This window comes from Quyinboa ferrireducens, from assembly GCF_042436675.1.
Classification (GTDB): domain Bacteria; phylum Bacteroidota; class Bacteroidia; order Bacteroidales; family UBA5342; genus JBHJHP01.
Genome location: NZ_JBHMVA010000001.1, coordinates 896637 through 922623 on the forward strand (window position 1 = coordinate 896637; position 25987 = coordinate 922623).

Here is a 25987-nt window from a genome sequence, read left to right on the forward strand (position 1 = left end):
GAGTGGAGAAGACAGACGTGATGATGATAGGAATAACGAAGAATAAAGCTAAAACAATGGATCTGGTACTAAGTATAATAATTTCAGTGTTGCTACTCAGTTGTGAATCAGAGTCACCGAAGATACCTGAAGAGGAGGAACCAAATGATCCTGTAACCATGACCTATTGCAACTTTGAGGACAAGGTTCTGAGTTTCACTGAAAACAATAATACATCTTCGCTGGATTACCGTATTGTGTTTAACCCTGACAAAGCAGGAATAAATGCAAGTGAAAAATGCGGGAGGGTTACAACAACGTCAGACCGTTTTGAACTTTTGTTATCCGAAAAGTTAAACCGCGAGTTTAATTTTCTGGAAAACGGTTACGCGTTTAAAATGAAAGTGTATGCTCCAAGCACCGGATATGTGTATTTTAAAGTGCAGAATGGAGGAGGAAAAGTGTTGAGTTCTGAGGTAAAAGTCTACCTGAATGCAGCAAATCAATGGAAGGAACTTGTCTTTGATTTTGAAAAACTGGCAGCACCTCCGGGGAGTGGTGAGATGTGTAAAATTGTTGTGTTGTTTGATGCCGATTCAGAAAAAAGCGGAGACATGTGGTATTTCGATGACATCACCGGACCTGGCAATAATCTTGTAACCACTGTTTTTAAACGCTACGATTATAATCCGGTTCTTAGACGCTTTAAAGCCGGGAATCCTGACTGGCGGAATATTCATGTTGCCAATGCAACAATCCTGGAGCCCGGGAATACACCTGACGGTAAATGGAGAATGTATGTACGCGGAAGTGGTAATGTGCCGGAATATCATGACCAGATAGGATTATTGTATCAGGAAGCTGATAATTTTTCTCCGTTCGGCCCATGGATAGAATACGAAAATAATCCTGTTCTACCTTATGGCGAACCTGGTTCTTACAGTGAAAGAAATGTGCTGGATTGTGCCCCGGTTATGGGTGAAAATGACGATATGTACCTCTTTTATAATGCAAAGGCATATACCGGTGTAGGCTCATTGGGAGGCTCCCATTCGTTGGATGGTGGTTTCTCATTTCAGAAATTCGATCAGCCTGTAAAAAGATATGTGGGTTGCAGTGATGCAATATACCATGATGGAAAATATTACCTCTTTTTTGGTGACGGAAACTGGGACGGAAGCAAATTTGGGACTTTAAGACTATATGTCGGGGTTACCACAGATCCTACCGTATTGGATGAGAGTAATATTCATCTGGCCATAGATGTGGGTGGTGGTCCTGATAATTTTGACAGCTTTGCCGTGAACGGTGCAAGGGTATTCAGAATAAAGGGAATAGATAAGTGGTTTATGACATACCAGGGTAGCCGGAGGTATTTTGATTTTCCAAACAGATTTCATATTGCGTATTCTGATGATCTGATCCACTGGACTAAGGTGGATAATGATAAACCTTTGTTTGAACGTGGCGATTATGGGAAATGGGATCAGGGAGGTATCTGGTACGGTGAAATATTTGAGTTCGAAGATAAGCTGTATTTGTATTATGAAGGCTGGGGTCAGGACGGTATTGTGGCAGATCGTGATGTCGCATATTTTTCGGGAGGCTCGCAGACTGGCGCCGCATGGGTGTTAACGAGTGATTTTATTGAATGGACAGGGTTAGATATAAACAAGTAAGATAATTAACTTTTAAAATTAATGTTATGAAAACAAGACTACTATTATTATTCTTTTGTCTTTCTGCCGTAAATATTCTGGCAGCAGATTACGTTTACTGTGATTTTGAGACCAAAGATCTGAATTTTGCAACCAATAATTCCCTTACTTACGAAGTAGTGGCGAATCCTGTAAGTGGAGGGATTAATACCAGTGCACATTGTGGGAAAGTTATTTCTGCCGGAGGTAAGTGGGAATTGATTTATTCGGCGTCAATGGAAGAATTTATTGACTTTAATGAAAGTAAGATTTTTAAAATGAAAGTATATTCTCCAAGAAGTGGTGTGCCGGTTTATTTTAAAGTCGAAGGTGGCGCTCCTGCCAAAGAAGTCACAACCGTAACAACGACGAAGGTTAATGAATGGGAGGAACTTATTTTTGATTTTACCTCACTGGATCCTCAAAGTATGGTCTATAATAAATTTGTTTTATTGTTTGATGCGGGTAATGAAGGGTCTGGCGAAACATTTTATTTCGATGACATTATAGGACCAAATGCGGCAACTGTAACAATTCCGGAAACAAATTTTATTACCTATAGTGATTTTGAAGATATAACACTCAATTTTACCCAGCAGAATACAGAAAACGATATGCAATACGAAGTGGTGGCTAATCCTGATAAATCGGGTATAAATACCAGTGACTACTGTGGTAAGCTTGTTACAACATCTGATAATTATGAACTGCTTGCATCTGATGTAATGGATACTCCATTTGATTTTGCACAGTATGGCTTTAAATTTAAAATGAAAGTCTATGCTCCTACAGTGGGAAATGTATATTTTAAAGTTCAGAATACCGAGGGAAGTTCTAATAAAGAGGCTCAATTGTATTGCCCTGTAGCAAATCAGTGGTACGAAATGGAATTTGACTTTGCAGATTTGTTACCGGCAAGCGGGGTTATGACGAAGATTATTTTGTTGTTTGATGCCAACTCTCCTGTTGAGGGAGATACATGGTATTTCGACGATATTCAGGGCCCTGGAGAAGATGCTACTGCAATTCAGCATATTGAAGTGAACCAGGCGTTAACCTACCCGAATCCCGTAGATAACAGGATCAATTTTTATGAAACACAGGAAAATGCGCTTGTTTCCATAACATCGTTAAATGGTAAAGTAGTATTCAAAGAAAGATTTACCGGAAACTCATTATCCGTATCGGAACTAAATCTGGATAAAGGCATTTATTTTATAAGAATTAATGAGCAAACCGCAAGCTTTATTAAAAAGTAGGTACACAAACAGATATTCTTTTCATCAGCGCATCGCCCTCAAAAGCGATGCGTTTTTTGTTTACAACATTTGTTTCTGATAGTTGGAATTACCTGGCAATTCTAAAAGCAAGCGTTATGAGTATTCTGATGAGAGTAGAATTAGGCATTATAACCACAGCTGTCCGGCAAAAAGTATTACCGGTAGTGCGACATCGTTAGTATTAATATAGGGCTTGCTTTCAAAACATTAAAATCAATAATTTATGATCAATCAAAACCATTCCGGGTTCTGATTTCTCCCGGCACAATTGAATATTAATTCTGGCTGATTATGCTCTCACGGTATTTTTTGGGTGAAACATTAAAGTTTTTCTTAAAAGCCCGGCTGAAATAATAGGGATCACTAAAACCGGTTTCATAAGCAATCTCAGAGATACTCATTTGGGTTTCATTTAACAACTGAGCGGCTTTTTTTAAGCGTAAAATCTGTACAAACTCATTTGTTGATAAGCCGGTGATGGATTTCATCTTTCTGTACAGGGTTGATTTACTTAACCCAATTTCCTTGGCAAATTTATCTACATCAAATTCTGAATCGTTTAAATGTTCATTTACCGTATTTATTATTACCTGTAAAAGTTCTTCATCAGGATTTGAGAATGTTATTTCCTTAGGTGTAATATTTAAGTCCTTTTGGAATTTTTGTTTTAGAACGTAACTATCTTTAAGTAAGTTGTTTATTCTTGATATGAGCAACTCAATATCAAAAGGTTTGGATAAATAAGCATCTGCCCCTGCTTTGTATCCGATTAATTTGTTTGTGTCATCAGACAGTACCGTTAAAAGAATGATTCTGATATGGCTTGTTGTAAATGTGTTTTTTATTTTTGAGCACAACTCATATCCGTTGAGTTTAGGCATCATAACATCACTTACAATAAGTTCCGGGTTCTCAGACTGCGCCAGTTTGTAGGCATCCAATCCATTCGAAGCAGTTAACAATGTGAACTTATTTTCTAAAGCATCACAAATAAAATCCCGTAATTCTTTTACATCTTCAACAATTAATATTTTGGGCTTAATATTTTCGTCAAAAATAGGATAGGTTGGGTCAAGATCAATGTCCAGTGAAGGGTTATATCCCGGAACAGACTCGTTTTTGTGTTCCTCCAAAGAAAAGGTTTTGTCAAGATTTGTAGGGATCTTTACGATAAATGACGTTTCTACATTTTCAAGACTAAAAACATTAATCGTTCCCTGGTGTAATTCTACAAGTGTTTTTGTGTAAGCTAATCCAATGCCTGTTCCTTTGTTGAGTTCGTTATATTTATTCTGTGTAAAATCCCGGTCAAAGATTCTTGTTATTTTTTCGGGCGATAGTCCTGAACCGGAGTTTTTAACAAGTATCTTCAAAAAGTCATCATTTAAATAGACTTCAATTGAAATATAACCATTTTCTGGAGTATTCCCGAAAGCGTTCAGCAGAAGGTTATTAAGGATTTTCTCAAGTTTTACCGCGTCCAGACAAATATATGAGACGGCATCTTCAATGTTAACCGTGAAATTAATTTTATTGGTCTCTGCCAGCCAGAAATAATTCTCACAGATGTCTTCTATGACCTCATTAATGTTGACGTTTTCCAGGCGTATATCCAGATGATCATTATCTACATTTTTAAACTCCAGCAGCTCGTTTATCAAATGCAATAACCGTTCAGTATTCTTTTTGATAAGATTATGATACCACACAAGTTGCTTGTTGGTCAGGCTTTTATCATTTATGAGCCTGTTTACGGGACCTTTGATAAGCGTCAGTGGCGTTTTTAATTCATGCGAGATATTGGTAAAGAATTTTATTTTGGCATCGTTGATATCCTTGATTTTGAGTTTCTCGAGTTTTTCAATCTCCAGTGCATGTTTAACCTTGGTTCTTAAAAAAAGGAGGTACAGAATAAAAAAGACTATTGATACGCCTACAAAAATGAATATTACTTTGGCAAGGAAGGTTCCCCACCAGGGTGGTATTATAGTTATATTCAGTGATTTTTCATAGTTCTGCAGCTCTCCGAATTTGTCAACCGTTCTTACCCTGAAAGTATACGTCCCGGGGACGAGATTATTATAATTTGCTATTTTAGAATCGCCTACATAGTTCCATGTATCATCAATACCATCCATCTTAATGGCATATTTTATTTTGTTGCTTTCCCTGAAATTAATGCCGACATATTTTATGCTGAAAGAAGAGAAATTATGATTGAGTTCAAGTTTATCAATATGATCTATACTTTCTCCCATTTCGGGAAAGTTATCTTTTCTGTTCGGAAATTCTATGGATGTGATATGCAACAGTGGCTGCATAACCTCGGTAGTCTGTAAATCAGGATTAATGACCACAAGTCCCTGTGTACTGCCAAAATATAGTTTCCCGTTAAATTTAGCGGCCGAGTTATAATTAAAGCGATTTGTTGGCAGTCCGTCGTGCGTAGTAAAAGTTTCTATTTTATTAAAGTCTTTTGTTTTGCATAATCCTTTGTTAGTCGTAAACCATATTGTATTACTGTTATCTTCTATTATACCGTAAATTGTATTGTCGGGGATCTTGTTTTCTGCAGTTGTCAGGTGTTTGTAAGTTCTGCTATCCGGATAATATACAATTAAACCCTGTTTTTCTGTGCCAATCAGAACAGTATTGCTGGTTGTAATTATCAGTGTTACTGTTCGGTTTACCGGAAGATCAATGTGATTTGGGGCGTAGTTGTTTTTTCTGTCAAGAAAATAAACTCCATTCTCAAAAGTACAAAGCCATATATTTCCGTCTTTGTCTTCTTTTATGTCCCAGATAAATTTTCCACCTAAAATATTTTCGTGTATGCGTTCAAAAGTCTTGTTTGCATAATTAAACCGGTTTAAACCGCCTCTGGTTCCTACCCATAAGTTTTGGAACGAGTCGTTTACCAACGCATAAATGCTGTTGTTTGAAATGCTTTGCGGATCATCGGAATTAACAAAGTGAACAAAGTCCGCGGAACCTTTGGCCAACAGATTCAGCCCTCCTGTAAACGTACCCACCCATAGGTTTCCTAAATGATCCATGCATAATGAATGGACGTTATCATATGATAAATTACTGTTGTTATGTGAATAATGTTCAAATATTCTTTTAGGTTGGTTGAATTTATTTACACCATTATCTTCTGTTCCTATCCACAGATTGTTCCCATCTTTTATTATTGGTCCGACAGCATTACCACTAATGTTATTTTTTGATCCGTCTGGCTGAAACGTATGAATAAACTCAGGACGGTTATAAAACACATTTACGCCACCAAAAAAAGTTCCGATCCATATATCTCCGTTTTGTTCTTTATAGAGACAATATATGGCATTATCATTTAATCCGTTATGGTATTCAAATTCTGATTTAACAGTCGTAAATTTATCTTTGTCCTGATCCAGAACAGATAAGCCATTTTCTGTTCCAAACCATATGGTATGGTCATTATTTTCAACAATTCCTCTTACGTAGTTATTGACAATCTGGTTAGGCTTATTTGTGTTCTGAATGTTTCGTACATATTCTTTGGTCCATGAATTGAATTTAGATGCACCAAATCCGTTGTACCCAACCCACAAGTAGCCTTGATGATCTTCATAAATTACATTAATCCCGGTGTAGTTTTTATTTTGTTGGTTTCTGAAATTTATGAAATGGTCATTTAAAGGGACATACATATAAAGCGAGCCATCGTTCCCACCAATCCAAAGCTGGTTTTTTGAATCGAAAAGTAATGCGTTCAAAACATTGGTGTTTAAGGAATTGTTTCTTGCATCACTGAAGTATCGTTTAAAGGTTTTTTTTGTTTGGTTATATGAAAATAACCCGTCTCCGGTGGCAATCCAGAGATATCCTTTGTTATCTTCAGTTATTGCATTAATAAGATTCGACGAATTGCTTCCCAGAGAATCAAGAAAATATCGTTGAAACTTATTTGTTTTTCTTTGGTATTGGATCAAGCCTTCGTTGGTTCCAAACCAGATATTTGAATTATTATCTTCGCTGATGCAATTGATATTTACATTTGAAATACCTGAAGAAGATTTAAAAACAAATGTTTCAAATTCATTACCATCATATCTGAAAGCGCCTTCCTGCGAACAAAACCACATAAATCCTTCAGAATCTTTAAAGATATCCCATATCCAGTTATAGTAGAGGCCTTCTTTATCGGTAATATGTTTGAAAGATATGTCCTGTGCAACACTGGACGTGATGGTAAAAAATATACCTAAAAAGGTTACTATGATTCTTTGGATTTGCATCGTAAGTAAAGCTAATACTTTTTATAAAATCTGGCAATTCAGCAACTGAAAAGACCGTATGACAAAAATATTATGATATAGCTATAAAAACTGGACAATTCAGTCCATTGCATGTAAAATCAGTTCACTGTAGTTGAAAAACATACTATTTGATTAATTAATCCATTGTTTTGAATCAGGATGTACATGCCAATCCGGTAATCAATGAATATTTTTGGCTTGTGTTAAAACTGGATTTAACCTGATTATAATTATGAATAAAACTCTCGGATTAGCGGTCGCTTTTTGTTTTGTATTTTTATCCGGCGGAATATCTCAAAATTCGTTATTCAAAAAATACAAAAAAAATCCGGTGTTGAACATCGGTTCTTCCCTGCCTGACTGGAGGGCTATTCACGTTGCGAATGCTGCAATCTTAACACCTGACGAGAGTCCCGATAAATTATGGCGTTTATATGTAAGAGGTAGTGGTAAAACACCTGAATATCATGATCAGATTGGTGTTTTATATCAGGATACAAATAATTTTTCTCCATATGGTCCCTGGCTGGAGTACGAAAATAATCCGGTAATACCTTATGGCAATCCCGGGACTTATGACGAACAGAATCTTCTGGATTGTGCACCTGTAGTAGGCGAAAACGGAGATGTCTATTTTTATTATAAAGCTGTAAACAGTAACGGTACTTCGACGCTTGCAGGAGCCAGGCTTGGTAGCGATGGCCTTACGTCAGAAAAATTTAGTTCTAATCCACTGAAAAATGATGTTGGTGCCAATGATGCCATTTATCATAACGGACAGTATTACATTTATTATGGCGACGGACTTTACAACAGAAAAACGCATCGTTTTGACAGCAACCTGGAGATATATGTTAAAGTAACCTCCGATCCGGAGAATATTTCAGATAGAGACAGCATAAAAGTACTTGGAGTAGGTGGGGGACCCGGTAATTTTGATTCTTACTCCGTTAATGGAGCCCGCATTTTCAGGTTGAACAATATGTGGTATATGATTTACCAGGGCAGTAATCAGCATTTTGATTTTCCAAACAGATTCCATGCGGCTTATTCAGATGACCTGATTAACTGGACAAAGGTAGATAACGAATTTCCACTTTTAATGAGAGGTGATCCGGGAGACTGGGATCAGGGAGGAATATGGTTTGGCGAAGTTTTTGAATACCGGGATACACTTTATATGTTTTATGAAGGCTGGGGATGTTATTGTATACCGGAAGACAGGGATGAACCTTATTTCCCCGGTAACTCACGAACCGGTATCGCAAGTGTTTCCACATCTGATTTCTTATTCTGGGTAGATGGTGGTTTTAAGCCGGAATGGCAAAACAAAGTTGTTCTGTCAGGCGATACAATAGTGAATTTTGAAGATAGAAACCTAATGTTATTTAATAGTAACAACAGCATGTTCTACGATGTTGTAAATAATCCAAACCCTGATAATAGCAATGCAAGCAACCAGAGTGGCAGAATCATTACAACCACAGATCAGTATGAGTTGCTCTATTCTGAACCATTGGAAAACAGGTTTGATTTCTCTGATGGATCAGTTTTTACAATGAAAGTATTCACAGAAACTCCGGGCAAGGTATTTTTTAAAATAGAACATCCTTCAAATTATAAATATGGGCAGCTTGAAGTAAAACAGGAACTTACTACTGTAAATAAGTGGGTTGATATGGAGTTTGACTTTTCGGCTCTGGATCCACAGTCTGAATTGTATGGGAAAATAGTTTTGCTATTTGATGCAGGAGGTACTGCTGCCAATAATTACTGGTACTTTGATGATATCGTTTTTAATCCCGAAAAAATATCGACGGGTATACTATCACCCAATCAACCTGCTGCTAATAGCTTTAAAATAAAGCGCAATGGAAACCATTGCATTTCGGTCACAGGAATGACAGAGGATGATGTATATAAAATATTCTCTGTAAATGGCCGGCTTCTTTTAAATGGAACAGGCCGTAGCATAGATATTGCAGGATTAAAAAGTGGTGTGTATGTATTGAATGTGCAGGATAAGTATTTGAAATTCAAAAGGTAAAAACAGGAAGTAATTATAGTGATCATGGAACAAGAAGTTACAAGAAGAACAGGGACTCTGCTTAAAAGAGGATTTTTGAACCTCCGAATTAATTTGTTTATTCTGGTAGATATTCTGTTCTATTTTAACAGTGGGATTGCAAAGGCTCAGGCAGAGAAGCCCAATATTGTGATGGTGCTCATTGATGATCTTGGATACGGAGAATTTGAGACTTACGGCAATACCTTTAATGAAACTCCTTATATTAATCAATTGGCAAAGGAAGGGATGACCTTTACAAATGCCTATGCTTCGGCACCGGTATGTTCACCATCCAGAGCTTCTATACAAACAGGACAGTATACAGCCAGACATGGCATATATGATTTTGTATCAGAAAATTCGGATGAATACCTGAAGCCTGAGGATCATGTTACCGTAAATGAAGCTTTAAAAAATGCAGGCTATTATACAGGATTAATTGGTAAATGGCATCTGGATACAGATTTTGAAAATAATCCGGGTGGTCCTGCTGCTCATGGCTATGACAAGGTAATTGCAACAGAAACAAAATATATTGCCGGAGGTGATTATTTTTATCCTTACGATAAGATATCGACTGTAACTGAGGGCGAAACAGATGAGTTTTTACCAGACAGGCTTTTTAGAGAGGCTGATCAGTTTATCAGGGATAAAAAAGATACCCCTTTCTTTTTAGCACTTCAGCTTTATAGCGTGCATATGACGTTGGAGGCACCGGAGAATCTGGTTCAAAAATATAAGCAAAAATATGAAGACAAATACGGTTCTGGTACCTCGGATTATTTTGATTCCTCATCTCCACGTCATGCCGGAGCCATAGATAATCCCTATCTGGCAGCAATGCTGGAAAGAATAGATGCCGGGATAGGAAGTATTGTAGAAACTTTAAAGGAGTTGGGGATTGATGAGAATACCTTGCTTGTAGTAACATCTGATAATGGTGGTGCAGAAGAGGTAGCTAATAATGGTGGTTTAAGGGAGGCTAAAACGTGGCTTTATGAAGGAGGTATCCGTGTCCCTTTAATTGTTAGGTACCCTGCAGGGTGCCTTGCAGATAAAGTAAATGAAACCCCTGTAAGTTTTGTTGATTTCTATCCAACATTTTTAGATCTGGCAGAAGGAGCAACATCCCAGGTTTTGGATGGTGTCAGCATGGTTCCGCTTTTTAATGCTCAGGATATAGACAGGGACGAGATCTTTTGGTATTATCCGGCCGGAGCATCAACATGGAATCCACGGAAGGCTTGCGTACTAAGAAAAGGTGATTATAAGCTGATTTATCGGTATGCATTATCGCCCGATTATTACGAACTCTATAACTTAAAGGATGATCCGGGAGAACACAATAATCTCTATTCCACAAATACGGAAAAGGCTGAAGAATTAAAAAGCAGATTGGATAGCTGGATGAATGAAATGAATATTCCCAAATGGGCTTTAGGTGAGGATGAAATTTTTGATTTTGAACAGGAGTTTTATGGAGATTACGGAACCAAAGGTAATGTGACTGAGCCGCCAAATGCTACATCAGATGATGAAGATGTGGACCACATCCATTTCAATAAAGTGGAGAATCCTTTTTCGGAAGGAATCAATACCACGTCAACGGTTGGGAAATTCAAAAGACTGAAAACAGGGTATTGGTGGGGATTCGCCTGGTTTGATTTTGATCCGGTTTATGTGTCTGCAACTGAAACAACTCCGAAATATCTGCATGTCATGGTGCGCAAACCGATCTTATCCAAAGTTTGTGTCCAGTTTAAAGGTGGGAATAATGCTGCAACCCCTGAGGTGGTTGGTATTAATACAAAAGTAGATGAATGGGAAGATATGGTATTTGAGATCTCGGCGCCGGGACTCTATTCTTCTCTTGAAATAAAAGCGGATTTTGATAATTCAGCAAATCCACCTTATCCTGATCGTTTGGCAGATGACATTGATATTTATTTTGATGAGATTATTATCAATGATGACCCAAAGCCAAGAGGCGGAGAAGTATTTGAATTTGAAGAGGTCGTTGTGCAGGATTTTGAAGACGGATTTGCAGGCCGATGGGGTGTAAATGGAAATCCGGATGGATTACTGGAAGATCATGAGGCATTTGATATTATAGATAATCCACAAATTTCCCAATTGAATCAAAGCGATTCTGTTGGTCGGTTCAACCGGAAAATTGACGGGAAATGGTGGGCTTATGCCTGGTTTGAATTTGACACGGTTAACATTACAAATGTTCCGGTTTATTTACATGCTTTGGTCAACAAACCTGTTGCCTCAACGGTGTGTGCACAACTGAAAGACAGACATTCCAAACCTTCAAGTAATACAGGTGAAATTAAAAATGAGACACAGAATTATATAGATAAGTGGCAGGATCTGGTATTTAAGATTACCACTCCGGGGACTTATTGTTACATGGAGTTTAAGCCTGATTTCGTGAATCAGGACATATATACCCGGCTGGATTCGGATATTGGTATTTTTTTTGATGACATTGTTTTGAATACAGATCCGACGCCAAGGCATTTGTTGCCAACTCATTCCGCAGAAGTCACAATGGAAAGTTTCATGGTTTACCCAACGGTAACATATGGAAATGTGAATATAAAGGCCTCAGGTGATCTTCCGTCAGTGGTAAGTATTTATGATATCAATGGTTCACATATCAGAAATGAGGTGATAAACGGATCAGAAGCACACATCATAAATATGTATGGTTTAAAAACAGGGGTTTATCTGTTGACCTGTAGTAATTATGAAGAGATAAGGAAATTCAAAATTTTGAAATTGTGAGTAATGCTAAAATCAGATTATTAATATGATGAACCTGACAAAGACTATTGGATCAGCGTTGACCCTGGCATCTGCTTTTGCATGTTTAAATGGTGCAGGTGCCCAGGACAGACCAAATATTTTATTTGCATTTGGGGACGACATGGGACGTTACCAAAGTATTTACGATTCGATTGAAGGAGGCAATACTCCGAATTCGATTATCAAAACGCCCAATTTTGACAGGATTGCCAGAGAGGGAGCTGTTTTTATGAATGCTCATGTAACTGCACCATCATGTACACCATGCCGGAGTTCGTTGTTGTCAGGGCAATATTTCTGGCGGACCGGCAGAGGTGCCATATTGCAGGGTGCTGTCTGGGATGATCAGATTCCGTCGTATCCGCTTATATTAAAGGATAACGGATATCACATAGGCAGAACCTATAAAGTATGGTACCCGGGAACACCAGCCAATGCTCCTTATGGAGGGCCATCAGAAAACAAGTATGAAGGGGCAGGACGTGATTTCTGTTTCTTTTCCCAAACCATTTTACAATACAGCACTGATGAAGCCATAGCGTCTGAACGGCAGCGGTTATTTGATGAAGTGGTGAATAATTTTGAAGGCTTTTTGTCTGACAGGGAAGAAGGGCAGCCGTTTTGCTATTGGTGGGGGCCATGGAACACACACCGGCCCTGGGCTGAAGGTTCGGGATCAAAATTATGGAATATAAATCCTGATGACCTGATAGGTAAGCTCCCATCTGGTTTGCCGGATGAACCGGAGATACGGGAAGACTTCGCTGATTATCTCGGAGAAGTTCTGGCATTTGATTATGCACTGGGCTTGATCATTCAAAAACTGGAAGAAATCGGCGAGCTTGACAATACAGTCATTGTAGTAAGCGGAGATCATGGTATTCCCGGATTTCCACGCGCAAAATGTAACCTTTACAATTTTGGAACACATGTTCCATTGGCTGTCAGATATCCTTCTATGATAGACAGTGGCAGGGTAGTTGAAGATATGGTAAACCTGATGGATCTGGCTCCTACATTTCTCCAGCTGGGAGAGGTTGATATACCGGATGTAATGACAGGGAAAAGCCTTGTGCCTGTAATGGAAGCTCCTGGTAGTGGAGTTATTGACCCGACGAGGAATTATGTTGTGACCGGACGTGAACGGCACGTTGCATCAGCACGGCCTGGAAATCTTCCTTATCCTCAAAGAGCTATTATAAAGGTAATTGATGGGAAACAGTACAAGTACATCCGAAATTTCAAACCAGAAAGATGGCCTGTTGGACATATTGGTAATAGTTTCCCTGATTTGGGAGATGGTCCAACCAAGACCTGGTATCTGAATAACTATTGCAATCCGGAGTATTCATATTATATGGATTTGGCATTTGCGAAGCGTCCTTATGAAGAGTTGTACGATCTGAGTGCAGACCCATGGGAGGTTAATAATCTTGCAGGTCAGGTTGAAATGACTGTGATAAAAGATGAACTATCTGACCAGTTGGAAACTGTGCTGACGGAAACCAATGATCCGAGAATGGCTGAAGGTGTTTCAGTTTTTGACAGACTTCCGTATACAATTGCGAACTGAGAAAATATTTGAATCCGTAATGAGATTAAAAAATAAAGTTTAACTAAAAATAGTACTATGAACCTTACAAAGACAATGGGATCGGTTTTGACCCTGGCATCTACTTTTGCATGTTTAAATGGTGCAGGTGCCCAGGACAGGCCAAATATTTTATTTGCATTTGGAGACGACATGGGGCGTTACCAAAGTATTTACGATTCGATTGAAGGAGGCAATACTCCGAATTCGATCATTAAAACGCCTAATTTTGACAGGATTGCCAGAGAGGGAGCTGTTTTTATGAATGCTCATGTAACTGCTCCATCGTGTACCCCATGCCGGAGTTCGTTGTTATCAGGGCAATATTTCTGGCGGACCGGCAGAGGTGCCATATTGCAGGGCGCTGTCTGGGATGATCAGATTCCGTCGTATCCGCTGATATTAAAGGATAACGGATATCACATCGGCAGAACATATAAAGTATGGTACCCGGGAACACCGGCCAATGCTCCTTATGGTGGAGCAGACAATACCTATGAAGTTAGTGGTCGTGACTTTTGTACATTTTCCCAAACTATTTATCAGTACAACACCGACGAAGCTATGGCGACCGAACGGCAGCGGTTATTTAATGAAGTGGTAGAAAATTTTGAAGGTTTTTTGTCCGACAGGGAAGACGGGCAGCCGTTTTGTTATTGGTGGGGTCCATGGAACACACACAGGCCCTGGGCTGAAGGTTCGGGATCAAAACTATGGAATATAAATCCTGATGACCTGATAGGTAAGCTCCCATCTGGTTTGCCGGATGAGCCGGAGATACGGCAAGACTTTGCAGATTATCTCGGAGAAGTTCTGGCCTTTGATTATGCATTGGGACTGATCATTCAAAAACTGGAAGAAATCGGCGAGCTTGACAATACAGTCATTGTAGTAAGTGGGGATCATGGTATTCCCGGATTTCCACGGGCAAAATGTAACCTTTATAATCTTGGAACACATGTTCCATTAGCTATCAGATATCCTTCGATGATAGACAGTGGCAGGGTAGTTGAAGATATGGTAAACCTGATGGATCTGGCTCCTACATTTCTCCAGCTGGGAGAGGTTGATATACCGGATGTAATGACAGGGAAAAGCCTTGTGCCTGTAATGGAAGCTCCTGGTAGTGGAGTTATTGACCCGACGAGGAATTATGTTGTGACCGGACGTGAACGGCACGTTGCATCAGCACGGCCTGGAAATCTTCCTTATCCTCAAAGAGCTATTATAAAGGTAATTGATGGGAAACAGTATAAGTACATCCGAAATTTCAGACCTGAAAGATGGCCGGTTGGACACATTGGTAACAACTTTCCCGATTTGGATGGCGGCCCAGCCAAGACCTGGTATCTGAATAATTATTGTAATCCTGAGTATTCATATTACATGGATTTGGCATTTGCGAAGCGTCCTTATGAAGAGTTGTACGATTTGAGTACAGACCCATGGGAGGTTAATAATCTTGCAGGTCAGGTTGAAATGACTGTGATAAAAGATGAACTATCTGATCAGTTGGAAACTGTGCTAACGGAAACCAATGATCCGAGAATGGTTGAAGGTGTTTCAGTTTTTGACAGACTTCCATATACCATACCAAATTAATCAGGAATGAAACCTTAAAATTTTAGAGATGAAAGCTTGTAATAAAATCTTAATAATAACGGCAATATTATTTCACAGTTTTATAATAAATGCCAGTGTATTCTATGTAACGATAGATGGAGACGATAATAACGACGGAACATCTGTAGAAAATGCATTCAGGACTATTAACAGAGCATTTTTAGAAATTCACGACGGTGATGAAATTATTATCGGAGAAGGCGTATTCACAATTTCCAGAACACTTGAATGGGACTGCTCACTGACAATTACAGGAGCAGGTTCAGACAAAACAATTATTCAGGCATCAGAAAATCCTGTGCTGGATAAAGAATCAGTATATACGTTCTCTGTCTTTTACAATCAAAAACCGGAAGGATGTGATAATACACTTCCTGTATCACTGATACAAGGTGTAACAATCAGAAATGGTGCTGCTCCTGTAAAAGAAACAATACCAACAAATGTTGGAGGGGGCCTGAAGAATTTTGCAGATTTAACCATTAAGGATTGTATACTGGAGGATAATGCTGCTTTAAATGGCGGAGCAATATATAACGATGGAAGCCTGACACTGGAGAATTCAGTAATTAGGAATAACCATGCCTTTAATTTAAAAGGTGGTGTTTATAATACCGAGGGTGCAACATATACCCAAACAAACAGTACTTTTGAAAATAACACAGAGGATTTCGTTAGTTCAGGCATCTACCTGATAAGTGATTTTGAAGACGGATTTTGGGCTGATCACGGTACAAACGGAAATTATGAAGGAGGACTTGTAAGCGGTAGTGATAAATTCGTGATTGCAGAAAATCCGGATAAAACAGGTATAAACCCGAGCGATAGTGTAGGTAAATTTATACGTAACAGACTTGGAAACTGGTGGGCATATGCATGGTTCGAATTTGAAGAAATAAGTATTCAGGAGACTCCTAAGTATCTTCATATGATGATCTATAAGCCTGTTATTTCTAAAATATGTGTACAGGTTAAAAACGGACATACTCCAACTGATGGGAATAATACTAAAGAGATTGTATCAACAGATCAGACCAAGGTTAATGAATGGGAAGATATTGTTTTTGAAATAAAAACAACCGGTTTGTTTTCATACATAGAAATAAAACCGGATTTTGAGAATGCAGTGACTTCGGAAAGACTGGAAGAAGATATTGATATTTATTTTGATAATATAATCATCAGTGATTCACCAAAACCAAGGACCCTGATTGAAAAAAAGTTGGCTAGCTACCCTTTGCCGACAGGAACTCCTAATGTGACACCATTAGAAGAGATCTTTAAAGCTGAGGATGTTGAAGAGGGTGTTTCATTTTCTAATCTGCTTTATGAAGATATTCTTTTCGATTATAATTATGCAAACGGTTTTTTCAGGCCTTATGGCTGGCCGGACGGTGATTATAATGACGCACGGTATGTAGAGTTTACGGTTACTCCGGATTCCGCTGTTAGCGTGGGGATCAATAAGATTATTTTGCGACAAAAATCAAATACCATTGAGTTGGGGCCGCAAAAGCTGTTAGTTGCTGTTTCAACTGACAGCGCAAAGACTTTTTCCAGTGTGGCGACAGTTGAGCTGTCTCGATCATCTTTCAGTATTGATGAGGTACTGGTAAATAATATTTCAAGTACGGGACCTGTTACATTCAGGTTCTACGGATTTGAGTCGTTACTTGGAACTGCTGTTCAAAAAGATTTATGGATTATTGATAGTATTCAGGTTCGTGGAACGGTGGAATATCTAACATCTGACTCTGTAAAAACTTTAAATACCACGGAACTGACAGATTCATCTGTGAATGTTTCCGGTGACGTATACAGTTTGGGAGCATTAATGTCAACAGAACACGGTTTCTGTTGGAATACGGCTGGAGAACCAACAGTAAATGATAGTATAATTGATCTTGGGGAGGTAATTTCGGAAGGAGAATTCTCTGCTGGGCTATCAGGTTTAATGCCAAATACCAGCTATTATGTAAGAACTTTTGTTAAAAATGAATTAGCAATACGATATGGTAATGAATTAAACTTTACAACACCTAAGAGGGTGATAAATATTGAAGGTAGTTTTAGTATATTTAATAAGGAATATGATGGAACTTCGGACGCAACGGTCCAGGAGAACAATTTGTCTCTGGATAGAATTATTGAAGGGGATGATGTTGATCTGAAAGAACCAACAGTTCAATTCTCAGGTACTGATGCCGGTGAAAATATTACAGTGACAATCATAGATATTGAACTTACAGGAACAGATACAGCCAGGTATAATTTGTCGTTAGAAGACCTTCCTGAAGCAAATGCAACCATTAGTAAGAAGGATCTGGCAGTCTCGGTAGCGGATACAAGTCGTTTTTTTGGAACTCCTAATCCGGAATTCAGGTTGATCTTTTCCGGCTTTATAGAAGGAGAAGATCCGTCTGCTCTTGATGAGGTGCCGGTTGCCACAACCGAGGCCGACGAAACCAGCGTTACAGGTGAATATACAATAAGTGTTTCAGGTGGTAGTGATAATAATTACAGTTTCGTTTTTGATTCGGGGATTCTTACGATAGAATCTGTTACAGGCATATCGAATCCGGTTAATAAAATTGAAGTCTTCCCAAATCCTGCAACTGACATTGTGAATATAATTCTAGATGAAGATAAACCATACACTTTAGAAGTGTTTAATCTGAATGGAGAAAAAATTCTAACCCGGATGGTACGGGATGAATATTTTGTTTTGGACATTTCTGATCAATCCCCGGGAGTTTACTTTTTAAAATGCTCATTAGAAGAAAAGAGTATGTTCTTTAAAGTTATGAAGGAATAGCAGGGGATCTGATTGAAGCCCTTCCGGATTAACTCCCCGGAAGGCTTATTTTAATCTGTTGAGAACAGATTAAAAATTTGACTATTTAGGAGCCATCACTTATGGCTTTATCAGGAAATTAAAACGGTATTTATTTTTTTGAATTAAAGAACTTTAATTCAAGTCTCAATTGTTTAGAATTAGTTAGTTAATTGGTTGATCCTGCTAATTTAAGGTTAGCAGGATCTTTATCTTTAATTCAAATTTATAAGCTGTGTTATTGATTAAACATTCCCTGGGTTTATTTCTGATTTTCATTCAAATTCTAATCCCAATTTTTCTTAGTGGAATTCACTTGCGAGAAACAGAAGAATAAATATGATTAGAATATAAACTAAAATTCTTTTCCCATACTTTTTCTTTAGTCTTTCTCCAACTATTTTATTTTGAACCGATGGAAAGCTATATTGTACTTTATAAAGAAACTTTTTAGCTTCATCATATCCTAATAATTCGATCAAATCACTTATTAGGGGTTCTGGTATTTTTTCATTGTCAATCATTCTCGCGAAATCACAGTTGCACACAACGTTCCCGCGGTATGGTGTCGTGGCAGTTTCTGTCCGCCTTGCCTTGCGTAGCCTCGGCGGAGCAAGGTAGGATAGGAACTGTCAGGACGAAAGAAGCATAACGAGAATGTTAGTACATTTTTTTAAAATTTAACTACCATGCAGTATGACAGCGTGTTAGGTGAAGTTTTTATTCTTTTAATCTATTTTTCAGGTCCATTTGCTCATGTAAAATTCTTATAACTTCAATTTCATTGTCTGAGATTGTGTGATAAAAAATAACATGTCTTCCAGTTTTAAAACCTAGTAATTCATGACTTATTTCAGGATATTCTTTCCCAATATTAGGGTTTATTTCAATTTCTTTACAAGCTGATTTTATTGCTTTATAATATTTGTCAGCTTGATTTTCAGACCATCTAAATGTAGTGTAATTCCAAATGTCGGATAAATCATTAATGGCTTTTTCTCTTAAAATTACTTTAGCCATTTTTCTTACTTTCAGCTTTTAATTTTTTTAAATGACTGTCAAAGTCGAAGTTTTCAATTCGTGGGCTATTTAATCCTTCCTGGATTGCATTTTTTAAAGCGATTACTTTACTTTCTTCTTCTTCAAGTAAACGCAAGCCAGCTCTGACGACTTCACTAACATTTTTGTATCTTCCTCCTGAAATACTGCTTTGAACAAAAGAATCAAAATGCTGTCCTAGTGTTATAGATGTATTCTTATTCATAACTGTCAATTTTTACAAAAATACCAATATTTGGTATAATTGTCAAATCCTTTTAACTTGATTTGTATTTTATGAAATTACAGCTAACGTTCCCGCGGTATGGTGTCGTGGCAGTTTCTGTCCGCCTTGCCTTGCGTAGCCTCGGCGGAGCAAGGTAGGATAGGAACTGTCAGGACGAAAAGAGCTGGCTTCGAACGTTGAATTATTTTGTTTAAAAGTACTGCCATGCACTATGACTGCGTGTTAGCAACTGCCATTTATCTCAATGTAATTATAGTTGGCAATGCAGATAATATGCTAAATGTCAATGCAATCACAATGGAAGTAAATATTAACCTTGACTTATTTTCAATATTTCTCTTTTCGTAAATTTCATTCATGATTAATTCGGGGTCCTCTTTTTCAGAGTTTGCCAATTTAGTCCCAGCTATAAAATCTCCTAATCTTTTTGTGGGATTAACCATTGAAAATATCACTTCAAGAGGCCAGATTATCATTGTAGAATTCCTAATTATACATTGAAATTCGCTGGCTGGTCGATTTGTTTTTGAATCTATAACTTGGTATCCATACTGTCTTTTCGCAATACTTTTCCCATTAAAGAAGTCCTTATTTAGAATTAGAAATGAAATAAATGTAAAAGGGGTAATTTCTATCCACAGTGGTAATAAAAAGTTTGTCTCATTTCCTGAGTCTACTAATATAGACACTGGAATAAATAATATTATAAAAAACGGGAATATTAATCCAAGCATAAAAGAAAAGTCCATTGACATTGAATTCAATCTTCGTCCGAAAATTTGTAAAGTTTTAAATCCACCATTAAAAGATTGTCTGGTGAAAATATTAAATATTAAAATCTTAGGTATTTTCATGTTTTTAAATTCGTTTTTTTGTGCTTTTTTATGGTTGTTGCTACGTTTGGCAATAAGAAACGTAGGGCACTTCGAAGCTCCACCCTGTCAAACCGTTGCGTTTTTGAGTAAATGTACTAAACTTACAATTACCCGCATTGCCCGGCTTACGTATATTGCGTGTTATGGCTCGTTAATTCATTTCTTTAATCAAGTCAATAATATTTTTCGTTCCAGTTAGTCTACTGTTTTCCTCATAGTTCTTTTTAGGGTCAAGTCCGAAGGTTTTAAAAATCTCCATTCGAATCTTGTCGTTTTTTGGATTTCGTAAATCCCATTTAAGTTTATAATGCTCTCCTTTTGTGAAATCAAAATCTCCATTATTTTCAATTGTCTCTTTTATATCATGTGAGTCAAATTTTGGTCGAAATCCAATACCATAATAACCATAAGGATTATGGTCGCCTATACCACCGTTTTCGGGCATAACGTATTTATTAAATTTCTTTTTTGGTAATTCTTTATGAATCAGTCCCCACTGAAGAAAAACGTTTGGTGTCTGGTCAATTCGCATTCCATAAGAAATGGGGAATTCAAATTCGGCTATTTCAAGTGGTAAATTGCCAATTATCTCAAACTCTCCATAAAAGATAGCATTATCCATCATCAAATCCGATGGCAAAGACTTTTGATTCTTTAGGCTTTCAATATCAACTGCTTTACTTTCTGATTTAAATGCATAAAGTTTTATTAGTAAAGGAGGTCCCATTATCAGGTGAAGACCATGATTTTCAGGTATCAGTTTCTTTTTTCGCGCTTTGTTAATGTCAAATAATATTCTACCGAATCCATATTCTGTACGGTTTAGCTTAAAGGCAAAGAAATCACCCGATTTGTATTTAACATTTTTGCGTTTTTCAAGTCGAAATTTTTCTATTTGTTTAAAATGGTCAGACGGAGAATTTTCAATAAATTCCTTAATCATCGTCTCTATTTTTGAATCAGACCGCTTAAATTCCCAGGCTCTTGAGTAAAATGTCGTTTGAGAAGTATAATTTCCAATTAACAAGTCTCCGTTGGTGTTGGCATTCAAATAAACGCCTATTCCCGTTTTCGATTCCAAAACAGAAGCCGTTAATTTTTTAGGTTTTCCCTTTTTAGTTTTTGGTAAAATCAACTCTCTGTTTTCAGTCTGTTCGTTATATTGTACTTCTTTATATTCTTTGTCGGTTGAAACTACATGTTTCCTAATCGTCTCTCCCTCAAAATACAATATTGAATCAGGTCGATATGTATCACCTTTGAATTGAACTTTATCCCACGAATCCATCACAGGTTCAAGTCCGAAATATTTTCTTTGGCCGTTAGTTAATTCTATCATTTTAGTTCCTTGCTGTGTTGTTCGCTAATGAGCCAGAACGTTCCCGCGGTATGGTGTCGTGGCAGTTTCTTTCCGACGGGAAAGGAACTGTCAGGACGAAAGAGCTAGAAGCGAACGTTGAATTATTTTGATTAAAAGTACTGCCATGCACTATGACCGCGTGTTGGCAACAGTTTTTTTCTCTTTTTTATACTCTATAAATTAATCAATACTCCAAAATTATAAGCACCTCTAGTATTCCAAACCCTATAGTTTCCAGCTATTATATTTTTAATACCATATTGACCATCACATTCAAGAAATAGTTTCGTGTTATTAGTTATTTCATATTTGTACCCAATGCAGAACGCATAACCATAATCTGAGCCGTTCATTTGATTTTTTATATCTTCAAGTAATTTTGAATCTTTTGCACTGGTTAATAGTCCCATATAAGGACCAAAGCTTAAATACCATCTCCTATGTTTACTAAAATGCCAATTTGCCATTAAGGGAATAGTAATATAATTCAGATTAATATCAGTTGTTAAGGTATTATCGTTATTGTCTATAATTGTACCATTAGAATAACCTTTATTATCCCAAATAACTTTCAACTTAACGCCCCATCTATCAGATAAATAGTATTCCCCAGATGCACCATTGTTATAGGTTATTCTAGTTCCAGTGTTGTTTTCTCCTGGTGCAACTACCCCTGCTTGACTTATACCTATATTCACTCCTATTTCAAGTCCTTCTTGTTTTTGAGCATTTACATTAAATATTCCTAATATAACCACAAATGCTATCAATATCAGCCTTTGGAAAATATGTTTCATTTTGGTGTGTTTTTTGAATGGATTGTGAAAATTGTTGCCAACGTTCCCGCAGTATGCTGTCGTGGCAGTTTCTTTCCAACGGGAAAGGAACTGTCAGGACGAAATAGTCCGACTGCGAATGTTGAAATATTTTATTTAAAAATACTGCCATGCAGTATGACCGTGTGTTGGCTGTAGTTTTTTATTTTCTTAGTATTCCATGTTCTTTAAGGATTAGTCTTATATGGGCATGCATAATTAAAATTCCGAAAGGGAAAGCTCCCAGTAAAAAATACGTAATGATATAATCAAATATTTTTGGTTCTTCCTTTTTGTCATAAAATTTAAAATCTTGACTAAATTTTATTGTAATATAACCAGTGCAGTAAAGTACGGCAATAGCATAAACGATATTCAAAATTATTGGTGATTCTTGCTCAAGTTTAAAAAGAAAGTAGAGATGTGTCGTAAGAGTACTAATAATTATAAAAACTGAAATAGTCAATATGCTTTTTAGCTTCCTAAGGGTGCTTTTAGTTCCTAATTTCTCATTTATTTTATGGAAACCATATCCAATGATATATAACCAAAAAAAATAATATCCGATAAAGGCTATGAAAACAATTGAAATTGTCAAAAATATAAAACTATTTCTGATAATTTTATCAAATACTTGTAAAGCAAAAAAAGCTAAAATTATTGCCAGGATAAAACCAATCAGGAAATATATTGGTTTTAGTTTATAGATTCTTTCCATATCAATTTACGATATTCATCAAAATTACAGCCAACGTTCCCGCGGTATGGTGTCGTGCGGTTGACTGTCCCACGAAGTGGAGACTGTCAAGCCGAAAACGATACCAGGATGCATATGGTTTTGCGAGTTAAAAGAACCGCATGCATTATACCGTGTTAGCAGTAGTATTTTATTTCCCATCCAAGTATTTATCTATTACTTCTATTAAATCTTTATCATTAGGTCTCGGTGCAGCTTCAATTACCATTTTACCATTTTTGTCAAATAGCATATATCTAGGTATAAATTTAATATCCATATTCTCAAGTTGTTTAGAGGTGAATCGGTTTGTGACAAAATAACTTTCATTTATTATGTCAAATCTACGGCATGCCTTTTCCCATTGTTGTTTATTCGGCTCGCTTGAAACATAAATTTGAACTAAATCTTTGTCATGATATAATGCTTCTAATTTTTTTGCATGTTCAAATTGCTTTATACAAGGTGGACAACCACTGCTCCAAAAATCCAAATAAACAACCTTGCCTTTATGCTTTTTAAGAAGGTCGTTAAAAGTTATTGTTTCTGAATAAAACGAATTCAGTTCTAAATCATAAGAATCTACGCTTATATCGGTTGGTAGGGAATACTTGATGTTTATAAAATTAATTAGAGCCGTATCCTTAACATCAATTTTGAATTGGTTAAAAGCTTTTTTTGCTTCATCGATGGTGTAATTTTCAATTATGTTTTGAACAGTTTTAAATTTTAAAATATTTTTAGTTTGCTGGCTTAGCATTGAACAAGCCTGTATAGAATCATAAAGTGATAGATAATCAGGAATGCTTCCACCTGCACTGGCAATTCCATTTATGTAATGGGTTGAGCTTATACTACCAACTTTACGACTTAAATAGTTGTAATAAATCCAATCAATTATATCTTTTTGAAAACCAAAATATAAAGAACTATCATTTTTACTATCCAAAATGTTTCCGCCATCCAAAAATCCCAACTCAATATCGTACCCCAATTGAATATTGAAATTTTCTTTAGTCAATTTTGGGATTATTCTTCTAGCAGGACGGGGACCTCCATTGATTTTGAACAGTTCGATTAACTTCTTTTGATAAATGTATTGCGTTTTAGTTAAATTGTAATTTTCAGTGGAAATTAAATCATTTTGATAAAGGGAATCAATAAGGTTTATTTCCGTATTCATTTCTGATGAAAGGTTTGCATCTGCTAATGCAACCACTCTGTCTAATTCTTTTTGAAGATCTTTTGTGTTATTCATGAACAGAAAGGGTTGTCTGTATTTTGTTTCAGATGAATAGTCATTTGGGTATAATGTTTCTTTGATGAATAAATCCAGGTTAACATCATGAGTTTTTGATTGCCGGTTTAATACAGATGCAACAGGTGTTTTGTCGTTATAGGTAAAAAGTACACTATCGCCATTATGGAAGAAATAGGAAAGCTTATCAATGCCTTTATAAGTGTGTCTGAATTCAACAACTTTTCTTTTGGTTTTAACTATCAGAGTATCAAATTCATGTTCTGAATTTGGGAAAAATTGAATTGGGATGAAGTTGTCGTCAATGAAATTAATTTCACAGCGGGCAGGGGTATAAGGTCCATCTACCTGATTAATTTTATATACTCTCCAGTTGGGTGGTGGTTTTTTGAAAATCAATGTAATTTGATTGTTTTCCATTTCTGTTTTCTCAGGCTTATTTTTTACTGTACAAGCAATCAAAAAACAAAATAATATGACTATTGACTTAGTTAAATTGTTATGATTCATGGTTAAATGTTTGCTTCATTTAATATTACTGCTAACGTTCCCGCGGTATGGTGTCGTGCGGTTGACTGTCCCACGAAGTGGAGACTGTCAAGCCGAAAGCGACGACATACGGAATTTGGATTAACAGGTTAAAACAAAACCGCATGCACTATGCACCGCGTGTTGTGTGTTGCCAATTATTTAAACATTTTTCGTTGAGTTTCTAAGATTTTTTCAATATTGAAATAAAGACCATCTATGTTTCTTTCGTCTTTTTCAAACTCTAAGTAATCACAATTTCCAATAAGAGCTTGAGACTTCATTTGGAACAGAAACATATTTAATATTACGTATTCGTGACTTACTGAAATCACATGATAACCGTCTTTACATGTTTCCCCAGAGCCCGTTGAAAGAATTGCTTCTATTATTCCATGGAATCTTTTAGAAACTTTTATTGCCATTTCTTCATCTCCTTTCAAATGATAGGTATAGGCCAAAAAGTTCATTGATCTTAAGTCAAATGGGAATTCATTAATTGATTTGTTAGATAGATCTATTATTTTATCATATTCTTTTCTTTTAATTTTAGTACTACGATAATATTTTAATAATTTTTCTTGATAAGGAGAAGTCCAATACGCTTCATACTCTTTTTGAAAAATATAACCGTAATACAAATATCTATAATCATCCAGAGTTAATGTAGTATCAAGCTCAACAAATCTTTTCATTAAAACTGGATAATAAAAATCTGAAGACTTTTGTTTAATTTCTTTTTCGATTGACTTATAATCTGGACGCTTAAAGTCCAATTCTTGTGATATTGCATTAAAAGTGAGGATTAATAAAAGAAGAGTAGTTAAAAGATGTTTCATTTTATTTAGGAGTTAGCTTATTTGGTGTCTTATACTGAAATATGGCTACAGGTTAATAATTGAATTTAAGCTACATTTTTAAAGACCATGTTTGGTGTTTTA

16 protein-coding genes are annotated in these 25987 nt (G+C 36.7%); 7 read left to right on the forward strand and 9 right to left on the reverse strand.

The annotated features are described in order from the left end of the window. Window positions 1-2 precede the first annotated feature (2 nt). The gene (locus ACE01N_RS03390) at window positions 3-1658 is read left to right on the forward strand and encodes a glycoside hydrolase family protein (RefSeq protein ID WP_380584815.1); all 1656 of its coding nucleotides are present in this window, start codon (window positions 3-5) and stop codon (window positions 1656-1658) included. Window positions 1659-1684: 26 nt separating this feature from the next. After that, window positions 1685-2935 carry a T9SS type A sorting domain-containing protein gene (locus ACE01N_RS03395; protein WP_380584817.1) on the forward strand — a complete coding sequence of 417 codons (1251 nt, stop codon included), beginning with the start codon at window positions 1685-1687 and terminating at the stop codon, window positions 2933-2935. Window positions 2936-3231: 296 nt separating this feature from the next. Here the strand turns inward: ACE01N_RS03395 and ACE01N_RS03400 are convergent, their stop codons facing one another. Then, window positions 3232-7239, reverse strand: a complete 4008-nt coding sequence (locus ACE01N_RS03400) for a two-component regulator propeller domain-containing protein (RefSeq protein WP_380584819.1) — start codon at window positions 7237-7239, stop codon at window positions 3232-3234. Window positions 7240-7492: 253 nt separating this feature from the next. Between ACE01N_RS03400 and ACE01N_RS03405 the strand changes: the two genes are divergently transcribed. Genes ACE01N_RS03405 through ACE01N_RS03425 form a run of 5 tightly spaced genes read left to right on the forward strand, consistent with a single transcriptional unit; the run spans window position 7493 to window position 18171 of the window. Continuing rightward, entirely contained in the window at window positions 7493-9307 is a 1815-nt protein-coding gene (locus ACE01N_RS03405; RefSeq protein WP_380584821.1) for a hypothetical protein, read from the forward strand. A gap of 24 nt (window positions 9308-9331) precedes the next feature. Further along, entirely contained in the window at window positions 9332-12121 is a 2790-nt protein-coding gene (locus tag ACE01N_RS03410; RefSeq protein ID WP_380584823.1) for a sulfatase, read from the forward strand. Window positions 12122-12146: 25 nt separating this feature from the next. Then, window positions 12147-13715: a sulfatase family protein gene (locus ACE01N_RS03415; RefSeq protein ID WP_380584825.1), complete on the forward strand. Its 1569-nt coding sequence runs from the start codon at window positions 12147-12149 to the stop codon at window positions 13713-13715. 57 nt (window positions 13716-13772) lie between these two features. Beyond that, window positions 13773-15335: a sulfatase family protein gene (locus ACE01N_RS03420; RefSeq protein ID WP_380584827.1), complete on the forward strand. Its 1563-nt coding sequence runs from the start codon at window positions 13773-13775 to the stop codon at window positions 15333-15335. A gap of 28 nt (window positions 15336-15363) precedes the next feature. Further along, a complete protein-coding gene (locus ACE01N_RS03425) occupies window positions 15364-18171 on the forward strand; it encodes an MBG domain-containing protein (RefSeq protein WP_380584829.1) in 2808 nt (935 codons plus the stop codon). Window positions 18172-18909: 738 nt separating this feature from the next. Here the strand turns inward: ACE01N_RS03425 and ACE01N_RS03430 are convergent. From ACE01N_RS03430 to ACE01N_RS03465, 8 genes are all read right to left on the reverse strand, one after another. Next, window positions 18910-19209, reverse strand: a complete 300-nt coding sequence (locus ACE01N_RS03430; RefSeq protein WP_380584832.1) for a type II toxin-antitoxin system RelE/ParE family toxin — start codon at window positions 19207-19209, stop codon at window positions 18910-18912. Then, window positions 19202-19453, reverse strand: coding sequence for a type II toxin-antitoxin system ParD family antitoxin (locus ACE01N_RS03435; protein WP_380584834.1), 252 nt, complete (start codon window positions 19451-19453; stop codon window positions 19202-19204). The genes ACE01N_RS03430 and ACE01N_RS03435 overlap by 8 nt, the downstream gene beginning before the upstream one ends. Before the next feature lie 257 nt (window positions 19454-19710). After that, window positions 19711-20328, reverse strand: a complete 618-nt coding sequence (locus ACE01N_RS03440; protein WP_380584836.1) for an RDD family protein — start codon at window positions 20326-20328, stop codon at window positions 19711-19713. A 172-nt stretch (window positions 20329-20500) separates the two neighbouring features. Next, complete coding sequence (locus ACE01N_RS03445; protein WP_380584838.1) at window positions 20501-21688, reverse strand: immunity 26/phosphotriesterase HocA family protein; 1188 nt, start codon at window positions 21686-21688, stop codon at window positions 20501-20503. Window positions 21689-21882: 194 nt separating this feature from the next. After that, window positions 21883-22506, reverse strand: a complete 624-nt coding sequence (locus ACE01N_RS03450) for a porin family protein (protein WP_380584840.1) — start codon at window positions 22504-22506, stop codon at window positions 21883-21885. Between the two features lie 181 nt (window positions 22507-22687). Further along, a complete protein-coding gene (locus ACE01N_RS03455) occupies window positions 22688-23242 on the reverse strand; it encodes a hypothetical protein (protein WP_380584843.1) in 555 nt (184 codons plus the stop codon). Between the two features lie 169 nt (window positions 23243-23411). Further along, the gene (locus ACE01N_RS03460; protein WP_380584845.1) at window positions 23412-25028 is read right to left on the reverse strand and encodes a TlpA family protein disulfide reductase; all 1617 of its coding nucleotides are present in this window, start codon (window positions 25026-25028) and stop codon (window positions 23412-23414) included. Window positions 25029-25204: 176 nt separating this feature from the next. After that, complete coding sequence (locus ACE01N_RS03465) at window positions 25205-25885, reverse strand: DUF4919 domain-containing protein (RefSeq protein ID WP_380584847.1); 681 nt, start codon at window positions 25883-25885, stop codon at window positions 25205-25207. Window positions 25886-25987 lie beyond the last annotated feature (102 nt).

Excerpts from the sequence above, each read along its gene's own strand:
- ACE01N_RS03415 (WP_380584825.1), top strand. The coding sequence starts at position 12,147 with ATGATGAACCTGACAAAGACTATTGGATCAGCGTTGACCCTGGCATCT.
- ACE01N_RS03465 (WP_380584847.1), bottom strand. The coding sequence starts at position 25,885 with ATGAAACATCTTTTAACTACTCTTCTTTTATTAATCCTCACTTTTAAT.
- ACE01N_RS03400 (WP_380584819.1), bottom strand. The coding sequence starts at position 7,239 with ATGCAAATCCAAAGAATCATAGTAACCTTTTTAGGTATATTTTTTACC.
- ACE01N_RS03435 (WP_380584834.1), bottom strand. The coding sequence starts at position 19,453 with ATGAATAAGAATACATCTATAACACTAGGACAGCATTTTGATTCTTTT.
- ACE01N_RS03455 (WP_380584843.1), bottom strand. The coding sequence starts at position 23,242 with ATGGAAAGAATCTATAAACTAAAACCAATATATTTCCTGATTGGTTTT.
- ACE01N_RS03450 (WP_380584840.1), bottom strand. The coding sequence starts at position 22,506 with ATGAAACATATTTTCCAAAGGCTGATATTGATAGCATTTGTGGTTATA.
- ACE01N_RS03405 (WP_380584821.1), top strand. The coding sequence starts at position 7,493 with ATGAATAAAACTCTCGGATTAGCGGTCGCTTTTTGTTTTGTATTTTTA.
- ACE01N_RS03460 (WP_380584845.1), bottom strand. The coding sequence starts at position 25,028 with ATGAATCATAACAATTTAACTAAGTCAATAGTCATATTATTTTGTTTT.
- ACE01N_RS03395 (WP_380584817.1), top strand. The coding sequence starts at position 1,685 with ATGAAAACAAGACTACTATTATTATTCTTTTGTCTTTCTGCCGTAAAT.
- ACE01N_RS03410 (WP_380584823.1), top strand. The coding sequence starts at position 9,332 with ATGGAACAAGAAGTTACAAGAAGAACAGGGACTCTGCTTAAAAGAGGA.
- ACE01N_RS03445 (WP_380584838.1), bottom strand. The coding sequence starts at position 21,688 with ATGATAGAATTAACTAACGGCCAAAGAAAATATTTCGGACTTGAACCT.
- ACE01N_RS03440 (WP_380584836.1), bottom strand. The coding sequence starts at position 20,328 with ATGAAAATACCTAAGATTTTAATATTTAATATTTTCACCAGACAATCT.
- ACE01N_RS03420 (WP_380584827.1), top strand. The coding sequence starts at position 13,773 with ATGAACCTTACAAAGACAATGGGATCGGTTTTGACCCTGGCATCTACT.
- ACE01N_RS03430 (WP_380584832.1), bottom strand. The coding sequence starts at position 19,209 with ATGGCTAAAGTAATTTTAAGAGAAAAAGCCATTAATGATTTATCCGAC.
- ACE01N_RS03425 (WP_380584829.1), top strand. The coding sequence starts at position 15,364 with ATGAAAGCTTGTAATAAAATCTTAATAATAACGGCAATATTATTTCAC.